The following is an 18,360-nucleotide window of genomic DNA, read 5'->3' on the forward strand; positions in this document are numbered from 1 at the left end:
CACGGCGACCCACCATCAGAAAAAACTCCCGAAATCACACACACAGGAGAAAGAAAACCTATGAGCACCACGAAGACCCGCCGCAGCCTGAGCCTGCTCGCAGCCTTCGCCGTCGCCGCTGGCGCGCTGGCCCTGCCCGCCGCCACCTCCGCGACGCAGGCCGCCCCCGCCTTCGGCCTCGCTGCCACGACCGAGCGCGCCCCCTCGCTGGTCGACCTCGACGCCACCAGGACCGGTTCTATCACCATCCACAAGCTGGTGAAGGACGACACCAACGGCATGACCGCTGGCAACGGCCTCGAGGACGCCACCGCCACCGGCACGCCCCTGGACGGCGCGACCTTCACCGTCGAGAAGCTGACCAACGTCGACCTCACCACGCAGGCCGGCTGGGAGAAGCTCGCTGGCTACAACGGCAACGTTGACACCGCGAAGGCTGACGGTACCGACGCGGCCATCACGAAGACCACCGCCGGTGGCGGCCTGGCTGTCTTCGACGGCCTCACCGTCGGTGCCTACCTCGTGACCGAGACCGCGACGCCTCCCGGCTACGTCGGCTCCAAGCCCTTCATCATCACGGTGCCCATGACGCACCCGACCGACCTCAACAAGTGGGTCTACGACGTCCACGCCTACCCGAAGAACTCGAAGGCTAACATCGACAAGACCGTCAAGGACGATACCACCCCGGCCATCGGCTCCGAGATCTCCTACACCCTGAAGTCCGACGTGCCCGCCGCTGAGGCCCTCGACTACTACGATGTCGTCGACCAGTACGACAAGCGCGTCGAGCTGCCCGAGGCCGGCGTCACCCTGAAGATCGTCGACGGCAAGACCGGCGAGGTCGCCCTGGTCAAGGACACCGACTACAAGCTGATCTCCGCCGACGGCACCGACGGTAAGACCAAGTTCTGGACCGCCGAGTTCACCGCGGCCGGCCGCCAGAAGCTGCTCGACAACCGTAAGGACGACACCACCAAGGTCCAGATGGACCTGGTCGGCACCGTCAAGGACAAGGTGGAGAACGATGGCCTGTTCAAGAACAAGGCCATCCTGCTCCCCAACGCCCCCTCCAACGGCTGGACCCCCGGCTCCGGTGAGGTTCCCCCGCCGGACTACCCGAACTCCGAGGTCGTCTCCAAGTTCGGCAAGGTGAAGATCACCAAGGTCTCCGCCAAGGACACCGCCGCCAAGCTTCAGGGCGCCGAGTTCGAGGTCTACCAGTGCACGCCTCAGTCCACCCCGACCGAGAACTTCGAGTCCGTCGACGCCACCCTCGACAAGAAGCTGAGCCCCGCCGGCACGTCCACCTACACCACCGACGCCAACGGTGAGGTCACCATCGACGGCCTGCGTAACAACGACTGGGAGAACAACGAAGCCGTCACCAACCCCGGCTGGTACTGCCTCGTCGAGACCAAGGCCCCCGAGGGCTTCGAGCTCCAGACCCGCCCGATCGCCTTCCAGGTCCTGCAGACCAACTCCACCGCTGACAACGAGTACACCCTCGCGACGACCGTCAAGGACGTCCCCACGAACGGTGGCTTCAACCTGCCGCTGACCGGTGCTGCCGGCGTCGGCGTCCTGATCGGTGCTGGTGCCCTCCTCGTGGGCGGCTCCGCTGCGATCGCGCTGGCCAACAAGCGCCGCAAGGAGCAGGCCGACGCCTGATCCTCGCTAGCTAGCGACACACAGGGGGGTGTGGACCCGCAGGTCCGCACCCCCCTCGCGTTGCCCGCAACCCGCCCACAGCGGTACTACCCTGTAACCAGACAAACTGCACCGGCCTCGGCAATGAACGGAGAAAGCGTGAGCACCCAAGCGCCCGACAAGAAGAAGATACCCCTCAAGCGGCGTCTCCTGGCCATCGCGCCCCCCATCCTGCTGCTCGCCGGCATCCTGGTCCTCCTGTACCCCGTCTTTGCGACCCAGTACAACAACTACCGCCAGGAATCCATTGCCTCCCAATTCAGCGCCGTCGCCGAAGACGCCGGCCCCGACGCCGTCGCCGAAAATCTGCGCCGCGCCGACGAATACAACGCCAACGCCGCCGAGTCGCCGATCCTCGACCCCTGGCTGGACGCGCAGCGCCCCGGCACCGAGGCCTACCAGGAATACCTGAGCCAACTCAACATCAACGACGTCATGGCCACCGTCAAGATCCCCGCCATCAACGTCAACCTGCCCATCTATCACGGCACCGAAAGCGCGACCCTCGACAAGGGCATCGGCCACCTCTTCGGCACCGCCCTGCCCGTTGGCGGCGAGTCCACGCACACCGTCCTCACCGGACACACCGGCCTGGGCACCGCTACCATGTTCGACCAGCTCACCAGCCTCAAAGAAGGCGACGTCTTCTACATCGAAGTCCCCGGCCGTCACCTCAAATACCAAATCAACGACATCCGCGTCGTCCTGCCCAACGAGACTGAAACCCTCAACAAGGTCGCAGGCAAGGACCTGGCCACCCTCATTACCTGCACGCCCTACGGCGTCAACACCCACCGTCTCCTGGTCACCGGCGAGCGCGTCCCCATGGACGAAGAAACCGTCGCCGCCGAATCCGCTCAGGTCAAGGGAACCGTCCTGCGCCCGTGGATGATCGCCATCCTCATCGCCGTCGCCATCATCCTCCTGGTCTCCGCCATCGTCTGGGCGCGCTCGCGCAAGCGCCGCGCTGAAGAACCCGCGGAGATCGACGAGGCCGTGGCTGGCACGGGTGCAGCGGTAGCGGGTGCTGCTTCGGTTGGTGGGGCTGCCTCTACGGTCGCCGCGCCCGCCGCCGCGCCCGACTTGCTGACCTCCGCCGACCAGATCACCGACGATGAGATCAACGCGGGGCGCACCGCGGCCCTGCGCAAGATACTGGAGGAACGCGGCCGAGAATAAGGGACTGCCTTCTCTCTCAGGGCCGGTCAGGTGGCCCTGAGGGGCACATGACCCACTCCTCCACGAGCGAGGAACCCTCCTTTCGCGGCGTCCCACGGGCCGTGCAAGATGCGTAAGCGCGCGAGTGTGAGCGACCACGCTCACCCGCGCGCTTGCGCGTATCGACATTCAAGCCATTCAGTAACTGTGAAATGACCTGGAGCCAACGCGCAGAACCCGCCCCGCGCCAGCACCGCGCCGACTGTGAGGAGCGGCCCCCGGCCTCGTCCCACCCACACCCCAAGGAACACCCCGCGGGCGAGGCGGGCGAGACCCGAGGAGGCCTCGTCGCCTACCATGGACGCATGAACCTCAGCTTCCCCCAGCGCATCCGCGTCGACGCCATCATCCAAGCCGCCATGGACATGGAGGCCGCGCCCCTCCTGCACGCACTCACGCCCATCGGCGACGACGAAACCCCGCAGGCCCTGCTGGCTGGTACCCATAAGACGCAGCGCTACGCGCTCGGCGAGCTCGACGGGAAAACCGTCCTCGTCGTCACCTCCGGCATCGGCCTGGCCAACGCTGCCTCCGCCACCGCGCGCGCCCTCACCCTCGTCGACGCACCCATCGTCATCGCCGCCGGCACCACCGGCGGACTCGCCCGCGACATCAACGTCGGCGACATCGCCGCCGGTACCACCGCCATCTACGGTCAAGCCGATGCCACCGCCTTCGGCTACGCCATGGGCCAAGTCCCCCAAATGCCCGTCGACTACACCTCCTCCGACGCCGCCGTCGCGCGCCTGGCCGAACTGCCCGCGCTGATCACCCACACCGTGCGCGAAGGCCGCATCGTCTCCTCCGACTCCTTCTGCACCGAGCAAGTCGCCGACCCCATGCGCGAACGCTTCCCCGACGCCATCGGCGCCGACATGGAAACCTGCGCCATGGCCCAAGTCTGCTGGTCCTCCAGCGTCGACTGGATCAGCCTGCGCGCCGTCTCCGACCTGTGCGGACCCGGCGCCAACCAGGCCTTCCACATGGACGGGCAGCGCGCCGCCGGCCACAGCGCCGAAGCCGTGCGCGCCTACCTGACGCTGCTGTAAAGAGGGCTTGCGGGCTTCCCACCGCTGCAAGGAAACGGGGACAGGCGGCCACGCCCAGGCCTCGTCCCACCACCCGACCCAGAAGGAAACCAACCATGACCCAGCCCCGACCCGCCCGCGTCCTCATGGTGTGCACCGGCAACATCTGCCGCTCGACGATGGCGCACGCGATCCTCCAGCAGGAAGCCGCGCGCGCCGGCGTGGACGTCGTCGTCGACAGCGCCGGCGTCTCCGACGAAGAGCAGGGCAACCCCATCGACCGTCGCGCCGCCCGCGTCCTGCGCGACGCCGGGTACGCCGTGCCCGACCACCGCGCGCGCCAGATCCGCGCCGCCGAGCTGGAGGAGTGGGACCTGATCCTCGCCATGACCTCGCGGCACCTGGGCATCCTGCAGCGCCTCGCTGACCGCGCGGGGGTCGAACACGAGGGCGCACCTGCGTCTGCGGAGGACCTGGGCGCGGGGCCGCGCATCTGCCTGTACCGCGACCTGGACCCCGCGGGCAGCGGCGACGTGCCCGACCCGTGGTACGGCGGGCACCAGGACTTCCTGGACACCCTCGAGGTCATCGAGCGAGTCACGCCGACGATCATCACCCTGGCACGCTGAGCGGCGGCGGGCGCGGGGTGTGGGAGTCCTGCGTCATGAGCTGCAAGCACGAGGCCGTGGTCGCGCTTGTCGGCATGCGTTCGTGGATAGGTTGTGGGCACGCGTGTCAGCGTGCGTTCGCGGATAGGTTGTGGGCACGCGGATAGGTTATGAACACGCGGATAGGCTAATAACCTATCCGCAAGCGCCTAACCTATCCGCAAGCGCGTAACCTATCCGCGTCGCATCGCATCGCATCGCGTCGGTAGGGCGCAGCACGCGGGCGGCCACCCCTTGGTAGCCGCCCGCGTGGATGCTGGTGAGCTGTTCGCTGCGCCGCTTACTGCAACGCCCCGACAGGCTGATCAGTCCGGAAGAGTTGCCCCAGCCTCGGCGAGGAGGGCGCGAATCTGGTCTTCGACGCCTTTGGTGCCGCGGCCGACCTGGCGCAGCTGGCCGTCGGCACCCGCAATGTAGTGCGTGGGCCAGGCGGTCGCGCCGTAGGTCTGGAACGCCGCCAACTCCGGGTCCAGCGCGACCGGGTACGTGATGCCCAGCTTCTCGATCGCGCCGCTCACGACGGCGGGGTCACGGTCGTGGGGCTGCTGCGGCGAGTGGACGCCGACCACGACCAGGCCGTAGTTCTTGTACTTCTCATAGATACGCTCAAGCTCGGGGATTTCACGCTGGCAGTTCGTGCACGAACTCGACCAGAAGTCCACCAGAGTCACCGTGCCGGTGGGCTGGCCGAGGGAGTTCATCCACTCGGAGGCGTTGATCTCGGGCAGAGCACCGCAGTCCTTGCCGGTGCCGCGGGCGCACTGGGCGAAGTCGCCGCGGGCCTCGACCTCGGTCTCGGGGTCGCAGGCACCGGTCTCGCACGCTTCGCCAGCATCCGCCTGGAGGGACGCCGTGTAGTCCGGGATCATGCGCTGCAGGGCGGCCGGCGCGTCGGTCGCGATGCCGACCGCTAGGGCGATCATGGCGACGCCGGCGGTGATACGCAGGGGGCGCTGGCGGGCCTTCAGGCTCGCGGCCACACCCGACCCCGCCAGGGCCACGGCGAGCAGCGGGATCGACAGGCCGACCGCGAAGGAGACCGCCAGACCGACGATGCGCCACGTTACTTGGCCCGTGTTCGAGGCGACGATGACCGAGGCCAGCACCGGCCCCGCGCAGGGGACGAACGCCGCGCCGAGCACCAGGCCCAGGCCAAAGCCCGCACTGTCGCCCGTCGTACGGGGTGCCAGGCGCGCGAAGGGCCGCTCGAGGACCTCCATAACTTTCGGGATGATCATGCCGATGCCCACGGCCACGAGCAGCACGATACCCGCCCAGCGGATCGCCGTCTGCGGCAGGTGCAGCAGGCTCAGCAGTGCCGAACCCGCGACCGTGATCAGCATGAACGACGTGACGAGGCCGGCGACGATCAGGAGGGGACGGCGAGCGATGCTCGGGGAGTCATCGACCTTCTTCGCGGTGACGGCGGGGGAGGAGCCGCCCTTGCCCAGGCTCACGCCGGGCGCGACGCGGAAGAGGTCGGGATCGACGGCGTTGGTCGTGTTCTCAGAGGACGAGGCCGTGGAAGCCTTCGCGGAATCTTTGCCGCCCGCGGCACCGAGGAACAAAACGGGTAGGACAGGCAGGATACACGGGGAAATACCCGTGACGAGACCGCCAAGAAGACCAAGCAAGAGGAACATAGGTTCACCTTACTTGGTATAGGTGAGAAAAGCGCGCGACGTGACGGCTACATGCATGGACACGTCAGATGTGATGACTCAAAACCACACGTCGCACGCAATTCCCCCGCGCGTCTGTCGAACGCTCAAACAAGATCGTTGACATCATGCGGGTTGTGAGGGGTTATCGCACGACCCCCAGGGGAATTGCGCGTTACATTACAGGGACAGCACCAGGTCCGCGCGGGCCTTCGTGCGCTCCACGAGCGCCATGTTTGCCGCGTCCACCGTGCGCACCCAGTGCGCAGCATCCGCGCGATCACGGCCAAAACTCACGTGCCGATCAATGAGACGAGAGGCCAACTCCTCAAACGGCGTATCAATGTAGACGAGCATATCAACAAGCCCACGTACGTCCGCCCACCCGGGTAACTCCAACCCCAGGTAGTTCCCTTCGGTGATCACAATGCCGTCGACTTCGATGGCCGCGGATGCGGCGACGGGCTCGTGCAGGTCGCGCCGGTAATCGGGGGCCAGAACGATGCCGTCCGCGCGGCGCACCCGCCCGAGCATTGCCACGTATCCGCCCACGTCAAAGGTGTCGGGTGCGCCCTTGTGGTCGGCCAGTCCGCGCTCAGCCAGCAGCGCGTTCGACATGTGGAAGCCATCCATCGGCACCAGGCCTGCGACCGCAATGCCCGCCTCGGGAAGGGCGACCGCCAGCTGCGCCGCAATCGTGCTCTTCCCAGTCCCAGGCGGGCCAGTCAACCCCAGCACGCGCACGGGGTCGCCGCTGCGAGCGCGCTCAGCCACGGCCTCGACGATGCGCGTCGTGATCGACGAGGCCTGCGTGCCCACCTGCGCCTCGCTCACGGCTTAATGACGGGCAGAGTCGACCAGGGGAAGTTAATCCACTTGTCGGTGTGCGCCCACACGTAGTCCGGCTCGATGATGGAGACCGGCTTCTTGTAGATGACGGCGCTGCGGGCCTCCACGCGGATCGAGGCGGAGCCGTCCAGAGACAGGCCGTGCTCGTCGATGAGGTCCATGACCATCTTCAGGGTCTTGCCGGAGTCGGCGACGTCGTCGACAACGAGGACGCGCTTGCCGTCCATCGCGGAGACGTCCATGAGTGGGGGGAGAAGGACGGGTTCGGTGAGGGTTTCGCCGATGCCGGAGTAGAACTCGACGTTCATGGTGCCGATGGCCTTGACGTCCATCGCGTAGGCAATCGCGCCCGCAGGGATCAGGCCGCCGCGGGCGATGGCGACGATCAGGTCCGGGATCCAGCCGGATTCGACGATCTGCTGGGTGAGCTCACGGGAAGCGCCACCGAAGCCTTCCCAGGTGAGGACCTCGCGGTCGGGAGCGGTCGTGGCGTCGGGGCTGGCGATTGTACCCATGGCTTCCTTCTCTCGGGAGTTGTTGGGAACAAGGGTATCGCCGTCGGGCGTGTGTGTGCGCGCTTGCGCGCGCGTGTGGGCCTATGACGTGGGCAGATGCACGCCGCTGATCGAGGCGAGTTCTCGCTCGTAGGCGCGCCCGGGCGAGGTCGGGGTCCCGTGATGCTCCCACGCGAGGATCAGCGCGGGGTCGAAAAAGCGCGAACACAACCCGCACGAGGAGACGCGGCGAGGTGCCCGGTAGAGGCGGCGCTTGGCCCCGCAGCGCGGGCACGTGCCCACCCAGGGCGCGTCCGGGGCGGGTAGGGATGAAGGCAGTCGAGCGGAATCCGGCGCGCCGAGGGCTCGGGCTGCCCGCTTCCACGCGGCGTCATGCCCGTGGGCGGGACCGACCAGGGCGTGGGCGATCTCGTGCAGGATCACCCCCCGGATCGTGTCCTCGTCATACAGGTCGGTGAGTGGCCCGGACAGGCTGATCGTGCGTGCGCCGTGCGTGCAGGCTCCGGCCCGCCGCCTCGCGTTGTCAAAACGGAAACGCCAGCCGGTCAGCTCCGCGGCGTCCATCAGGGTGCGCGCGAGGGCGCGTGCGTCTTCCCGTTTCATCGTGCCCCCGCGAGTACGCCGAGGAGGCGCTTCATGGAGACCTTGTTGGGTGTTCCCAGGGTCTGGGCGAACATGGAGACGCGCAGCTCCTCGGCCATCCACCGCGCCTGCGTGAGCGCGGCGGCGGCGCGGGCCTCGTAGGGGCGACGCTCCAGGGCCTGCCGCGCGGCGGCGATGTCGGCCTCGGCCTGGTGAATGCGGTCCATGTCCTCCAGGTCGCGACCCAGCGCTCCCGGCGAAGAAGCGGCGCGCTCGATGCGCACGGCCCCGGCGCGCAGGTAGCGGGCCAGGTGCGGCAGTGCGAAGGCGGGCGTGGCCGATACGAAGCCCTCGTAGAGCAGCGTCTTTCCGTGGCGGGCGACGTCTCGCGTCGTCTCTTCCAGCGAGGCCTGGGGGTGGGAGCGTACGGCGGCGTCGGCCTCGGCGCTGGCCTCCAGGGCCCGCACGACGTGGGAGAGGATCTGGTAGACGCGATCCTCGTGCGCGTCGCGCGCGGCCGCCACGAGGGTCTCGAAGGCCTCGGGGTCGCGAACGTTCGCGGGGGTGCTCAGTTCGTCGACCAGGGCGAGCGCCGAGGCCAGCTGCGCGTCCGCGACCAGGGCCGCCGTGTCCGCGTAGGGGGAGGCCGCCAGCATGAGGGCCTCGCGGCCCGTCCAGCGCGTGGTCACGCGGTTCGTCGCCAAGGCGACGCGGGTAAGCAGCAGGCGGGCGAGGCCGGCGCGGTGCTCACGGTCGGCCTCGGCGGCGCTGGCCATGACGCGCACGCCCGCCGCCGGGGCCGAGGCGCTGCCCTGGGGGACCAGCGCGGGGAATGCCCGCAGCGTCATCGTGCCCGAGGTCTGGGTGATCGAGCGCGGCAGTGTTGGCATCTGCGTGATGCCGTCCGCGTGGAAGGTGGGGTCCGGGGCCGAGGCCTGGGCCGCGTCACGGGGTCCGTTGCCTGTCGCGGTCGCGCCGTTAGCCGAGGTGGAGGGACTCTTCTCACCGGGCGATCCCGTGGAACTGTCGGTGGGGGAGGATGCTCCACTCGTGGTGCCGTTCGCGCCAGTAGTGGCGGAGTACTTGCCTCCGCGTCCACGCTTGTTCCTGCGCGCCTGTTTCTCGCTGGCCTCCTCGAGGGCCGCGCGCACGGCCGTGCGCACCGCCTTGTTCGCATCGTGTGCGAGGGAACGCTGCAGGTAGGCCAGGTCCTTGCCCGCGCCCAGCTCCTTGCCCGACGCGTCGGTGACGACGAAGGTCATGCGCAGGTGGTCGGGCAGGTGGGCGCGCGCGTGCGCGAGGTCCGCTTCGCTCAGGTCCACGCCGCGCAGGACGCGCACCGCGTGGGCGAGGGCGTCCAGGACGGGGCCGTCGGTGAGCGCGCGGCGCGTGGGGGCAGCTGCGGTAGCGGTGCTGGGGGCATTGGTAGATGTGGCATCCGCACCGGTCGCGCCGGAAGCTGCGGCTCCCGCGTGACTCGCAGGGCTGGTGGCCGGGTTGAGCGCGGTCGCCGGGCTCGTGCCTGGCTGCGCAGCCGCGCCCCTCGAGCCTGCGCTGGTCGCGTCTCCCGCGCTCGCGAATGCCGAGGTCTGTTTCTTGGAACCCTTCGTGGCGTTTTTCTTCGGCGAGTTGCGCGTCGACAGCTTGCCCGACGTCGCGCCCCACGCAGCCAGGCGGCCCATTGCGGCATCCAGGCTCAGCGGGTCCGGCTCGTCGGACTGGGCGGTCTTCTTCCCGCCGCCCGCCCCGGTACCCGTTCGGGCTGGACCTGCGGAGTTATCCGCTGATGCTGCCACGGCCAGGGCCGGCTTGTCGCCCGCCTGCTCGATCCACCGCGCGACCGACGCGGCCACGTCCGGCGCGGGGGCCAGCAGGCGGCGCACGCCCTTGGGCAGGGCGCGGATCGCCTCGGTCAGCAGGTCCTCGCGCATGCCCGGCACCAGCCAGTCCGTGCCCTTATCGCTGACGCGTTCGAGCACCTCGATTGGGATGTGCATCGACACGCCGTCACGCGGGCTGCCCGGTGCGAACTCGTAGCTCAGCGCCAGCGATAGATCGCCGCACTGCCACCGATCCGGGAAGCCCTCGCCGGAGGTCGCCTCGCGCGGCATCAGCAGGGACGCCGGGTATATCAGCAGGTCGGGATGCTCCCGGCGCTCGTCCTTCCACCAGCGGTTGAACGCCGCCGCGCTGGTGACGTGCTCGGGGATCAGGTCGTCGAAGAAACGGAAGCGCGCCTGCTCGTCCGCGACGAGGCCGTGGGTGCGGCTCCGGCGCTCAACCTCGCGAGCCTGCTCCACCAGGGCCTCGTTTCGGCGCTGGAAACCGTGCCTCTCCCTCCACTGGCCATCCACGAGGGCGTTGCGAATGAACAACTCGCGGGCCAGCTCGCGGGCCGTCGTGCCCTCGCGCGCGGCCGCCAGCTCCTCGAAATGACGCGGCTCAAACGACCCCGATGACAGCGGATCCTTCGACGCCGACACCAAGCCGGCCGCCAGCGCCTCCAGCGACCCCGCGCGCGGAGCATGAGAGCGCGAGGCGGCCACGGCCTCGTCGATAACGAGGTCACCCAAGCGACCCAGCAGCACCTCGCGGTCCGCCGCCAGCGTCAGCCCGTAGAGGGTCACGCGCTCGCGGACCATCGCCGCGCCCTTCGCCACCGACCAGAACGGCTCCGAATACGAGCGCTTGAGCAGGCCGCGTGCCGCCGGCTCCACCCACTCCGGGCGGATGCGGGCCACCGTGCGCGCGAACAGGCGCGAGGTCTCCACGAGTTCCGCGGTCATCACCCACGCGGGGTGACCGCTCACGCCCGAGCCCGGCCAGATCGTGAAGTGCGTGCCGCGCGCGCCCTCGTAGTCGCGCTTTGTCTCGTCCCACGAGCCCAGGTAGGACAGCAGGCCGACCAGCAGTGAGCGATGCACCTGGTCCGCGTCCACGCTCGCCGGACCCTGCCCGTAAGCCAGGACTGCGCGTACAGCCGCGTCCTGCGCGCCGCCGAAGCGGGCGGCCTCCACGACGTCGCCCGTCGACGGCTCGCCCACAGGCCCCACGCCGATCCCCAGCGCGCGGGCCATCTGGCGCAGCTGGCCGACGACGTCGCGCCACTCGCGCCACCGCAGGTAGTGGAAGAACTCCGCGCGGCACAGGCGCCGGAACGCCGAGCCTGACAGGTCGCGTGCCTGCACCGCCAGGTAGCGCCACAGGTTCAGGTAGGTGATGAAGTCCGAATGGGGGTCCGCCAGGCGCGCGTGCGAGGCGTCGGCCGCGCCCTGGTGCTCGGCCGGGCGCTCGCGCACGTCCTGGATCGACAGGGCCGCCACGATGACAAGCACCTCCGAGGCGCAGCCCAGGCGCTCGGCCTCCAGCAGCATGCGACCCAGGCGCGGGTCGATCGGCAGGCGCGCCAGGTCCCGGCCGATGCCGGTGAGCCTGTACTGGGACGAGGCCGGGGTTGCGTCCTCGGCCCCACTGTCCTGCGCGAGCGCGCCGATCTCCACGAGGAGGGCCACGCCGTCGCGCACCGCGCGCCGATCCGGGGCGTCCAGGAAGGGGAAGTCCTCGACGGCGCCCAGGCCCAGGGACGCCATCTGCAAGATGACGCTGGCGAGCGATGTGCGCAGGATCTCGGGTTCCGTGAAACGGGGGCGTGAAACATAGTCAGCCTGGGAGAACAGGCGGATCGCCACGCCCTCCGCGACGCGGCCGCATCGGCCCGCGCGCTGGTTCGCACTGGCCTGGCTGACCGGCTCGATCGGCAGGCGTTGCACCTTCGTCTTATTGGAATAGCGGGAAATGCGCGCCAAACCCGGGTCGATGACGTAGCGGATGCCCGGCACCGTCAGCGACGTCTCCGCGACGTTCGTCGCCAGGACCACACGGCGCAGGCGGTGCGGCTCGAACACGCGATGCTGCTCGGCCGCCGTCAGCCGCGCGTACAGCGGCAGGATCTCGATGTCCCCGGGGTGTGCGCCCTTGTCGTCTCCCGCGCGCCGGCCTCGTCCCTTCAAGTGGTCGAGGAGGGCCGCCTCCGTGTCGCGGATGTCGCGCTCACCCGGCAGGAAAACCAGGATGTCGCCGTCGCCCTCCGCGCTCAGCTCGTCCACCGCGTGGCAGATCGCGGTCTCCACGTCGATGTCCTCGCCCATGCCGTAGCCGAGCGTCGCCAGCTCGTCGTCCGGGTCCTCCAGGACCAGCTGCATGGGGCCGGACTCGGTGACGTCAGTGGTCTCGATGACTTCGGTGGTCTCGTCCGTCTGCTGTGACGAGGCCTCGGACGTGTACGACGAAGGCGTCGTCGGGCCGAGCGGACGATAGCGGATCTCCACCGGGTACGTGCGGCCCGACACCTCGATGACCGGCGCGGGCTCGATCAGGCGGCCCGAGCCGGGCGTCCCCTCCCACGTGCCGAAATGACGCGCGAAACGATCCGAATCGATCGTCGCCGACGTGATGATGACCTTCAGGTCCGGGCGCGCGGGCAGCAGACGCGCCACGTAGCCCAAGATGAAATCGATGTTCAGGCTGCGTTCGTGAGCCTCGTCGATGATGAGCGTGTCGTAGCGGTGCAGCATCGGATCCGACTGGATCTCCGCCAGCAAGATACCGTCCGTCATCAGCTTGACCAGGGTCGTGGGGCCGACCTCGTCCGTGAAACGCACCTGGTAGCCGACCACCTGGCCGCTCTCGCGGCCCACGGTCTGTCCCAGCTCGTGGGCGATGCGGTCCGCGACCGAGCGCGCCGCGAGCCTGCGCGGCTGAGTGTGCCCGATCATGCCGGCCACGCCGCGGCCCAGCTGCATGCAGATCTTCGGCAGCTGCGTCGTCTTACCCGAGCCGGTCTCACCCGACACGATGACCACCTGATGGTCGCGGATAGCGCGCGCGATCTCGTCGCGCCGGGCGCTCACCGGCAGGTCCGGGAATTCGATAACCGGGATCGCCGCGGCGCGCTCGGCTAGCTGCTCCGGCGTGAACGGCTTGAAGGGGCGCGCGTGCTCGCGCTGCGGGCGACGACGACCCTCGCGGCTGCGGGTTTCGCGGCTGTTGCCCCGGCTCTCACGGTCCGCGCGGTTCTTGCCGGTGGTCCTGCCGAGGCCTCGGCCCGCTTGACGCGAGCCCTGCGCGTGCTCGTCGGATGCCCGCTTCTCGGAACCGCGCGCGCCGCCCTGGCGTCGACGCGTGCTGTCGCGCCCGTCGGAGGGGCGACCCGCGTTGTGCGCGTGAGGGCCGCGCGCGTTGGACTCGGACGGAGGCATGGGGCGAGAGTCAGGCATGATAGTGCCAGTCTAGTCGCTGGCCAGAGGCGGATGCCGAGCGGCACCCCGCGCCCGCCCGCCGCGCCGTGGAAGATGCCGGTCAGGCGGAGGGGGCCTCGCCCTGCAGGTCCTCGTCGAAGCGCGTGAGCGGTGCCTCCAGACGCAATTCCACCAGCGCGCGAGCCAGCGCGTCGATCTGCTCACCCTCATACAGGGCGTTTCTCCACGAGGCCGGGATGGCCTCGACCCCACAGTACGCGCCGCCCAGCTGCCCGTAGATCGCGGCGTTCGTGTCCGCGTCCCCGCCCATGTTCGCGATGGCCAGGACGGCCTCGTCGAAAGAATCGACATCGAGCAGGCCGTGCACCGCGAGGCGCAAGCCGTGAATGATATAACCGCTGGTGTGTGCCTCCCACGAGGCGCGCTCGGCCGGGTCCGCGCTGATCACACGCGCGGCCACGTCGTCGAACGCCGCTCCCGTTGAAGCCCACGCGACGTCCACGATCCGCTCAGGTGGCCAGCCCAGTAGCGCGCCCACGAGGAGGGCGGTGAAAACCTCGGTGGCGGCCTCGGCCTCGGCAGAAAAATGCGTCTCGCGGGCGCTCAAGCCAGCGGTCGCAACGATCTCGCGGGGGTCGCGCGCCTCGAATCCGGCGATGACGACGGGCGCCAGGCGCATGATCGCGCCGTTGCCCGCGCTGGTCGTGCGCACCGCATCCACGGGCACGCGCGGGTGTGCGCGGAAGTCCCACAGGGCGCGCGACACCTGGTTGCCGATATCGAAACACACGCCCGTCGACGAGCGGTAGCCCTCCGAGTACCAGCGCTCGTAGCGTTCCATCACGTCAAACGAATCGTAACGGCCCTGCGCCAGCAGCGAATCCGCCAGGCACAGCGCCATCGACGTGTCGTCTGTCCACTGGCCTGGTTCGAGGCCGAAGACGCCTCCGCCGACCATGTCCGTGATCGGTTCGAAAGAACCCGCAGGTTGAAACTCGTTCGTCGTGCCCAGTGCGTCGCCAACCGCCAGGCCCACCAGGGCACCGCGCGCGCGAGAAAGAAAATCCACCATGCCCACAGTGTGCCACAGGCCGCACGCGCCTGGGTCCACGCCTGCGCCGCTGGCCTCGCAAACGACACCGATGAACACAGCGAAGGTCGTAGCCTACCTGTAAAATTGTAGGTGCTCCTATTCCTCTAGAGAAAGAGGCGAACAATGGTGTCCGTGACAAAAGATGAGATATCCCCCGACGTTCTTCGGCAGGTTGCCGACGAACTCGGGCACTATGTCTACGCGCTCGTCGATCCTAATGATGGAATTCCTTTCTACATTGGAAAAGGAACAGGGGACCGCTTTGCGGCTCACGGCCGAGAAGCCCTGTGGACCTATGATGGCGGAGACCTTGAGACTGAGGTGGACGAGCAGGCACTTTCAGACAAAGTGCGTAAAATCCGCGAACATGACGGCGATATTGACATCTGGATTATTCGTCATGGGCTGAACAAGGCTGAATATACGCAGGTGGAAGCCGCGTGTATCGACCTCCTGACGTCTTTCCCGGTCGTGCCGCTAGACAAGGGGGAGTCGCGTCATCCCGATGGGGCTCGAAAGCAACTGACAAATCTCCGCAAGGAAGCTTCTCGTGGACATGGGATCGTGCGTCTTGAGAGGTTGATCGAGGAGAAGGCTGCTCCCGTACTCGAGTATGACGAGCCGCTCCTCATTTTTCCGCTGGGGGACTGGGTGGACGATGAGTCTGACATTCCAGGAGGAACCCGTCAGGGGTACGGCTACAAACGGGAGTGGCTCGAGTCCTCCGTGCGCAAACAGCACTACCAAGAAATTGGTGAGTCTACTTGCTCGTGGTGGCCTTTAAGTAAGGATTCGATTCAGCAAAAGGGCATTGAGTACGTTGTTGCTGCCTATCGTGGCGTCACGCGTGCCCTCTTCCGTATCAAGCCGGACACGTGGGAAGACGTGTTCGAGTCAGATGCCGCTGACGGTCATGGGCGTCGTATCGGATGGCAATTTGACATCGTCGACTCCGGCGACATCTTCGATCAAGTCGTCGGCGAACACGGGCACAGGATAGAGCCCAGGCCGACACAAAACCAGCGTTACTGGCCGTGGTGACACGGCACCCTGCGGGCGCTCTCGCGCGACAACCAGTCGCGCCAATGTGACCGCGTGACGATACAGGAAAGCTGGGCCGCCTCACCACGCCCCTGAGGTCAGGGGAAGCGCGAGGCGGCCCCGGCCTCGTCCCGTTCCGTCCCGGCGGGAGCGTCAGGACACCGACGTGCCGAATAGCAAGCCCAGCAGGTAGGTGACGCCCGCCGCGCCAAAGCCAACCAGGAGCTGGCGCAGCGCGCGAGGCATCGGAGGCTGGCCCGACAGGATACCGACCACGCCGCCCGTAAACAGCAGGGCGACTCCGACAATCGCGGCCGCGACAATGATTGCGGTCAGGCCAGTCAATCCCAGAATGTAGGGAATCAGCGGGAAGAACGCACCCGTAGCGAAGAAACAGAACGACGACAGGGCCGCGTTCATGGGCGTGCCCACCTGCTCGCCCGCGCCGTCCGACTCTTGGCCGTCCAGCGCGGCGCGCACGGCAATCGCGCCGGACTCGCCGGTCGCGGGCTTGGCGAGCTTCGCGAAAACCTGCGCGGCGTGCGCCTCGGCCTCCTCCTCGCTCTCGCCACGCGCACGGAACACCAGGGCCAGCTCGTTCGCGTTCACATCCAGGTCCGTGACCGCCTGATGTGCGTCCGGGTCCGGAATCGAGGCGTCCAGCAGCTCACGCTGACTGTGTACACTCACCCACTCGCCGGCCGCCATCGACAGGGCGCCTGCGAGCAGGCCCGACACGCCCGTCAGGAGAACGACGTGCGGCTCCATACCCGACGCTGCGACGCCCAGCACGAGAGCCAAGTTCGACACGAGGCCGTCGTTCGCCCCGAAAACCGCCGCGCGGAACGTGCCCGCCAGGGTCTCGCGGGACTTCGCCGCCAGGGACCGGATGACCTCGGCGTGAATATGCTCATCCGCCTGCATGTGCGCCGGCACATCATCATCCACGTCGCGCGAAGACCGCTGTTCCGCGCGCTGAGCCATCGCCAGAATGAAAATCGTGCCAAAGAGGTGTGCCAATAGCGACGCCGCGCGCGTACGTAACGGCGGCTTCGGCGCAGGCAAAGCGTTCTCGCCCAGGCGCGCCAGCCAATACTCCTCGTGGCGGCGCTCCGCCTCCTCCAACTGGAGTAGAACCGCGCGCTCTTCACCCGTGCGGCGCTCCGACAGGTCGCGGTAGGTGCGCGCCTCCATGCGCTCCTCCGCCAAGTGCTTCCGCCAGCGCTTAATCTGCGCGCGCGTCGGCTCCCGGTTGGAGGCCGCCTGGTCCGCGTTCATTGTCGAGGCCTCGTTCCCCTGAGCGCTCAATGCCGGGTCGGTGCCGTGGCTAGCTCCCCGTCAACGGTGGCGGGCTTCGAGGCGGGGGCACCGAACAGGCGCTCCTTGACGGCGTCGGCAACCTTATCGGTCACCTGCTCGCCGCCCGCGCGCACGATGTCGGACACCTTCTGGCCGGCTGCATCCAGCGGACGAGCAACAATCGGGAAGCGACGAACCTTCGCCGCGCCGGCGCGGATCTGGTCGTAACGCTCGCGCCCGGCGCGCGCGCCCAGCACGTATCCGATGCAAACTCCAATGAGGAGGCCGGTCTTGGTACCCATAACTGTCCTTTTCTCGCTGCGTGGGGTGCCCGCGTGGGCCGGACGCCGCCCGCACAGGCAGAACGGGCGCCCTCGCGCAGGCATTCTCACCGGCGCATATTCACCCTTATCTTAGTGGTCGCCCGGCCTGGCTCGCACGCCCCTGTCACACATGCGCACACTGTGGGCACCCCCTTTCCTTCGAAGCGTCAAACGCGCTATGTTTAACACGTGAGCCAGATAACGATTCAGACCCCCCGGGGAGTGTCCATCTCCGGGACATTCACGCGCCCGGTGGATTCCCACGATGCTGCGGTGATCTTTTCTCACACCTTTTTGTCGGATCGTCACGCATCGGGCATGTTCGACTCACTCGGGCGCGTGCTGCGCAGCGCCGGGTATGCGACCCTTGCTTTCGACTACTCCGGCCACGGCAGCTCGGGCGACGAAATCATCACCTTCGACCCGCTCATCGAAGACTTCCGGGCAGCCTCCGGCTGGCTGGCCGACCAGGGATTCACGCGCCAAATCTGCGTGGGTCACGAATTCGGCGCTACCGTCGCCCTGCGCGCCCACTCGCCCGCCGTGCAGACCTACGTGCTGGTCTCCCCGGTGCTCGGCCCCCTCTCCTACGACTGGGACATGGTGTTCTCCGACGTGCAGCTCTCCGACCTCGAGCGCCACGGCACCACCACCGTGCCCGACGACTCCGAGTCCGTGCGGCGCCACTTCACCATCAACAAGGGGACCCTCGCCGACATGTCCATGGTCTCCAGCGAGAAGGTGATACGCGGCGTGAGCGTGCCCGTTCTCATCACGCACGACGCCTTCGACGAGGAAACCGGGCTGCTCGACCGCACCCGTGACGCCTTCCCCCTCCTGCCCGACGGGTCCGTCCTCGACATGACCGCGCCGCCCGTCGGCATCGCCGTCGAATACACGCCCATCGAGGGCGTGCCCGTCAGCGACGAGGCCGTGGAACGCATCGCGCACGCGTCCTCCTCCGCGTCGGCCGCCAACCTTCCTACCCTGCCTGACGTGGCCACCCAGTGGGCTACCCGCTGGGTGCCCGTCGGGAGGTAGCGGGTACCGTTTCCGGGTTGTGGATGGTGCCGGGTGCTGCTGGTGGCCCGGCTAGGTCCGCTCGGAGGCTCGTG

General features: G+C 68.1%; 14 protein-coding genes. 6 read left to right on the forward strand and 8 right to left on the reverse strand.

Features of this window, described 5'->3' with window-relative positions:
- Nucleotides 1–60: 60 nt before the first annotated feature.
- From O3932_RS06570 to O3932_RS06585, 4 genes are all read left to right on the forward strand, one after another.
- Nucleotides 61–1,671: a SpaH/EbpB family LPXTG-anchored major pilin gene (locus O3932_RS06570; RefSeq protein ID WP_371537129.1), complete on the forward strand. Its 1,611-nt coding sequence runs from the start codon at nt 61–63 to the stop codon at nt 1,669–1,671.
- A 138-nt stretch (nt 1,672–1,809) separates the two neighbouring features.
- Nucleotides 1,810–2,889: a class C sortase gene (locus O3932_RS06575; RefSeq protein WP_371537131.1), complete on the forward strand. Its 1,080-nt coding sequence runs from the start codon at nt 1,810–1,812 to the stop codon at nt 2,887–2,889.
- Between the two features lie 344 nt (nt 2,890–3,233).
- The gene (mtnN, locus tag O3932_RS06580; protein WP_371537184.1) at nt 3,234–3,977 is read left to right on the forward strand and encodes a 5'-methylthioadenosine/S-adenosylhomocysteine nucleosidase; all 744 of its coding nucleotides are present in this window, start codon (nt 3,234–3,236) and stop codon (nt 3,975–3,977) included.
- A 95-nt stretch (nt 3,978–4,072) separates the two neighbouring features.
- Nucleotides 4,073–4,585, forward strand: coding sequence for a low molecular weight protein-tyrosine-phosphatase (locus O3932_RS06585; protein WP_371537134.1), 513 nt, complete (start codon nt 4,073–4,075; stop codon nt 4,583–4,585).
- 344 nt (nt 4,586–4,929) lie between these two features.
- Here the strand turns inward: O3932_RS06585 and O3932_RS06590 are convergent, their stop codons facing one another.
- The 6 genes from O3932_RS06590 to O3932_RS06615 form a co-directional block, all read right to left on the reverse strand.
- On the reverse strand, nt 4,930–6,267 hold the full coding sequence (locus tag O3932_RS06590) for a cytochrome c biogenesis protein/redoxin (RefSeq protein ID WP_371537137.1): 1,338 nt from the start codon (nt 6,265–6,267) through the stop codon (nt 4,930–4,932).
- Between the two features lie 198 nt (nt 6,268–6,465).
- Entirely contained in the window at nt 6,466–7,119 is a 654-nt protein-coding gene (locus O3932_RS06595; protein WP_314735979.1) for a phosphoribulokinase, read from the reverse strand.
- Nucleotides 7,116–7,649 carry a phosphoribosyltransferase gene (locus O3932_RS06600; protein WP_009648447.1) on the reverse strand — a complete coding sequence of 178 codons (534 nt, stop codon included), beginning with the start codon at nt 7,647–7,649 and terminating at the stop codon, nt 7,116–7,118. Before O3932_RS06600 ends, O3932_RS06595 begins: the two co-directional genes overlap by 4 nt.
- Before the next feature lie 81 nt (nt 7,650–7,730).
- Nucleotides 7,731–8,252, reverse strand: a complete 522-nt coding sequence (locus tag O3932_RS06605) for a SprT-like domain-containing protein (protein WP_009648454.1) — start codon at nt 8,250–8,252, stop codon at nt 7,731–7,733.
- On the reverse strand, nt 8,249–13,507 hold the full coding sequence (locus O3932_RS06610; protein ID WP_371537140.1) for a DUF3418 domain-containing protein: 5,259 nt from the start codon (nt 13,505–13,507) through the stop codon (nt 8,249–8,251). The genes O3932_RS06605 and O3932_RS06610 overlap by 4 nt, the downstream gene beginning before the upstream one ends.
- Nucleotides 13,508–13,589: 82 nt before the next feature.
- Nucleotides 13,590–14,561: an ADP-ribosylglycohydrolase family protein gene (locus tag O3932_RS06615; protein ID WP_371537143.1), complete on the reverse strand. Its 972-nt coding sequence runs from the start codon at nt 14,559–14,561 to the stop codon at nt 13,590–13,592.
- Between the two features lie 153 nt (nt 14,562–14,714).
- Between O3932_RS06615 and O3932_RS06620 the strand changes: the two genes are divergently transcribed.
- Nucleotides 14,715–15,623 carry a hypothetical protein gene (locus O3932_RS06620; RefSeq protein WP_371537146.1) on the forward strand — a complete coding sequence of 303 codons (909 nt, stop codon included), beginning with the start codon at nt 14,715–14,717 and terminating at the stop codon, nt 15,621–15,623.
- Between the two features lie 153 nt (nt 15,624–15,776).
- Here O3932_RS06620 and O3932_RS06625 read toward each other — a convergent pair whose 3' ends face one another.
- Both O3932_RS06625 and O3932_RS06630 read right to left on the reverse strand, forming a co-directional pair.
- On the reverse strand, nt 15,777–16,901 hold the full coding sequence (locus tag O3932_RS06625; protein ID WP_371537148.1) for a VIT1/CCC1 transporter family protein: 1,125 nt from the start codon (nt 16,899–16,901) through the stop codon (nt 15,777–15,779).
- A 26-nt stretch (nt 16,902–16,927) separates the two neighbouring features.
- Nucleotides 16,928–17,224 (reverse strand): YtxH domain-containing protein, encoded by a 297-nt coding sequence (locus tag O3932_RS06630; protein ID WP_371537150.1) that lies wholly within the window; start codon nt 17,222–17,224, stop codon nt 16,928–16,930.
- A 339-nt stretch (nt 17,225–17,563) separates the two neighbouring features.
- Here O3932_RS06630 and O3932_RS06635 point away from each other — a divergent pair, with 339 nt between their 5' ends.
- The gene (locus tag O3932_RS06635; RefSeq protein WP_232204178.1) at nt 17,564–18,286 is read left to right on the forward strand and encodes an alpha/beta fold hydrolase; all 723 of its coding nucleotides are present in this window, start codon (nt 17,564–17,566) and stop codon (nt 18,284–18,286) included.
- The last annotated feature ends 74 nt before the right edge of the window (nt 18,287–18,360 follow it).

The sequence above is a fragment of the Pauljensenia sp. 20925_1_25 genome (assembly GCF_041433955.1).
Lineage (GTDB): Bacteria > Actinomycetota > Actinomycetes > Actinomycetales > Actinomycetaceae > Pauljensenia.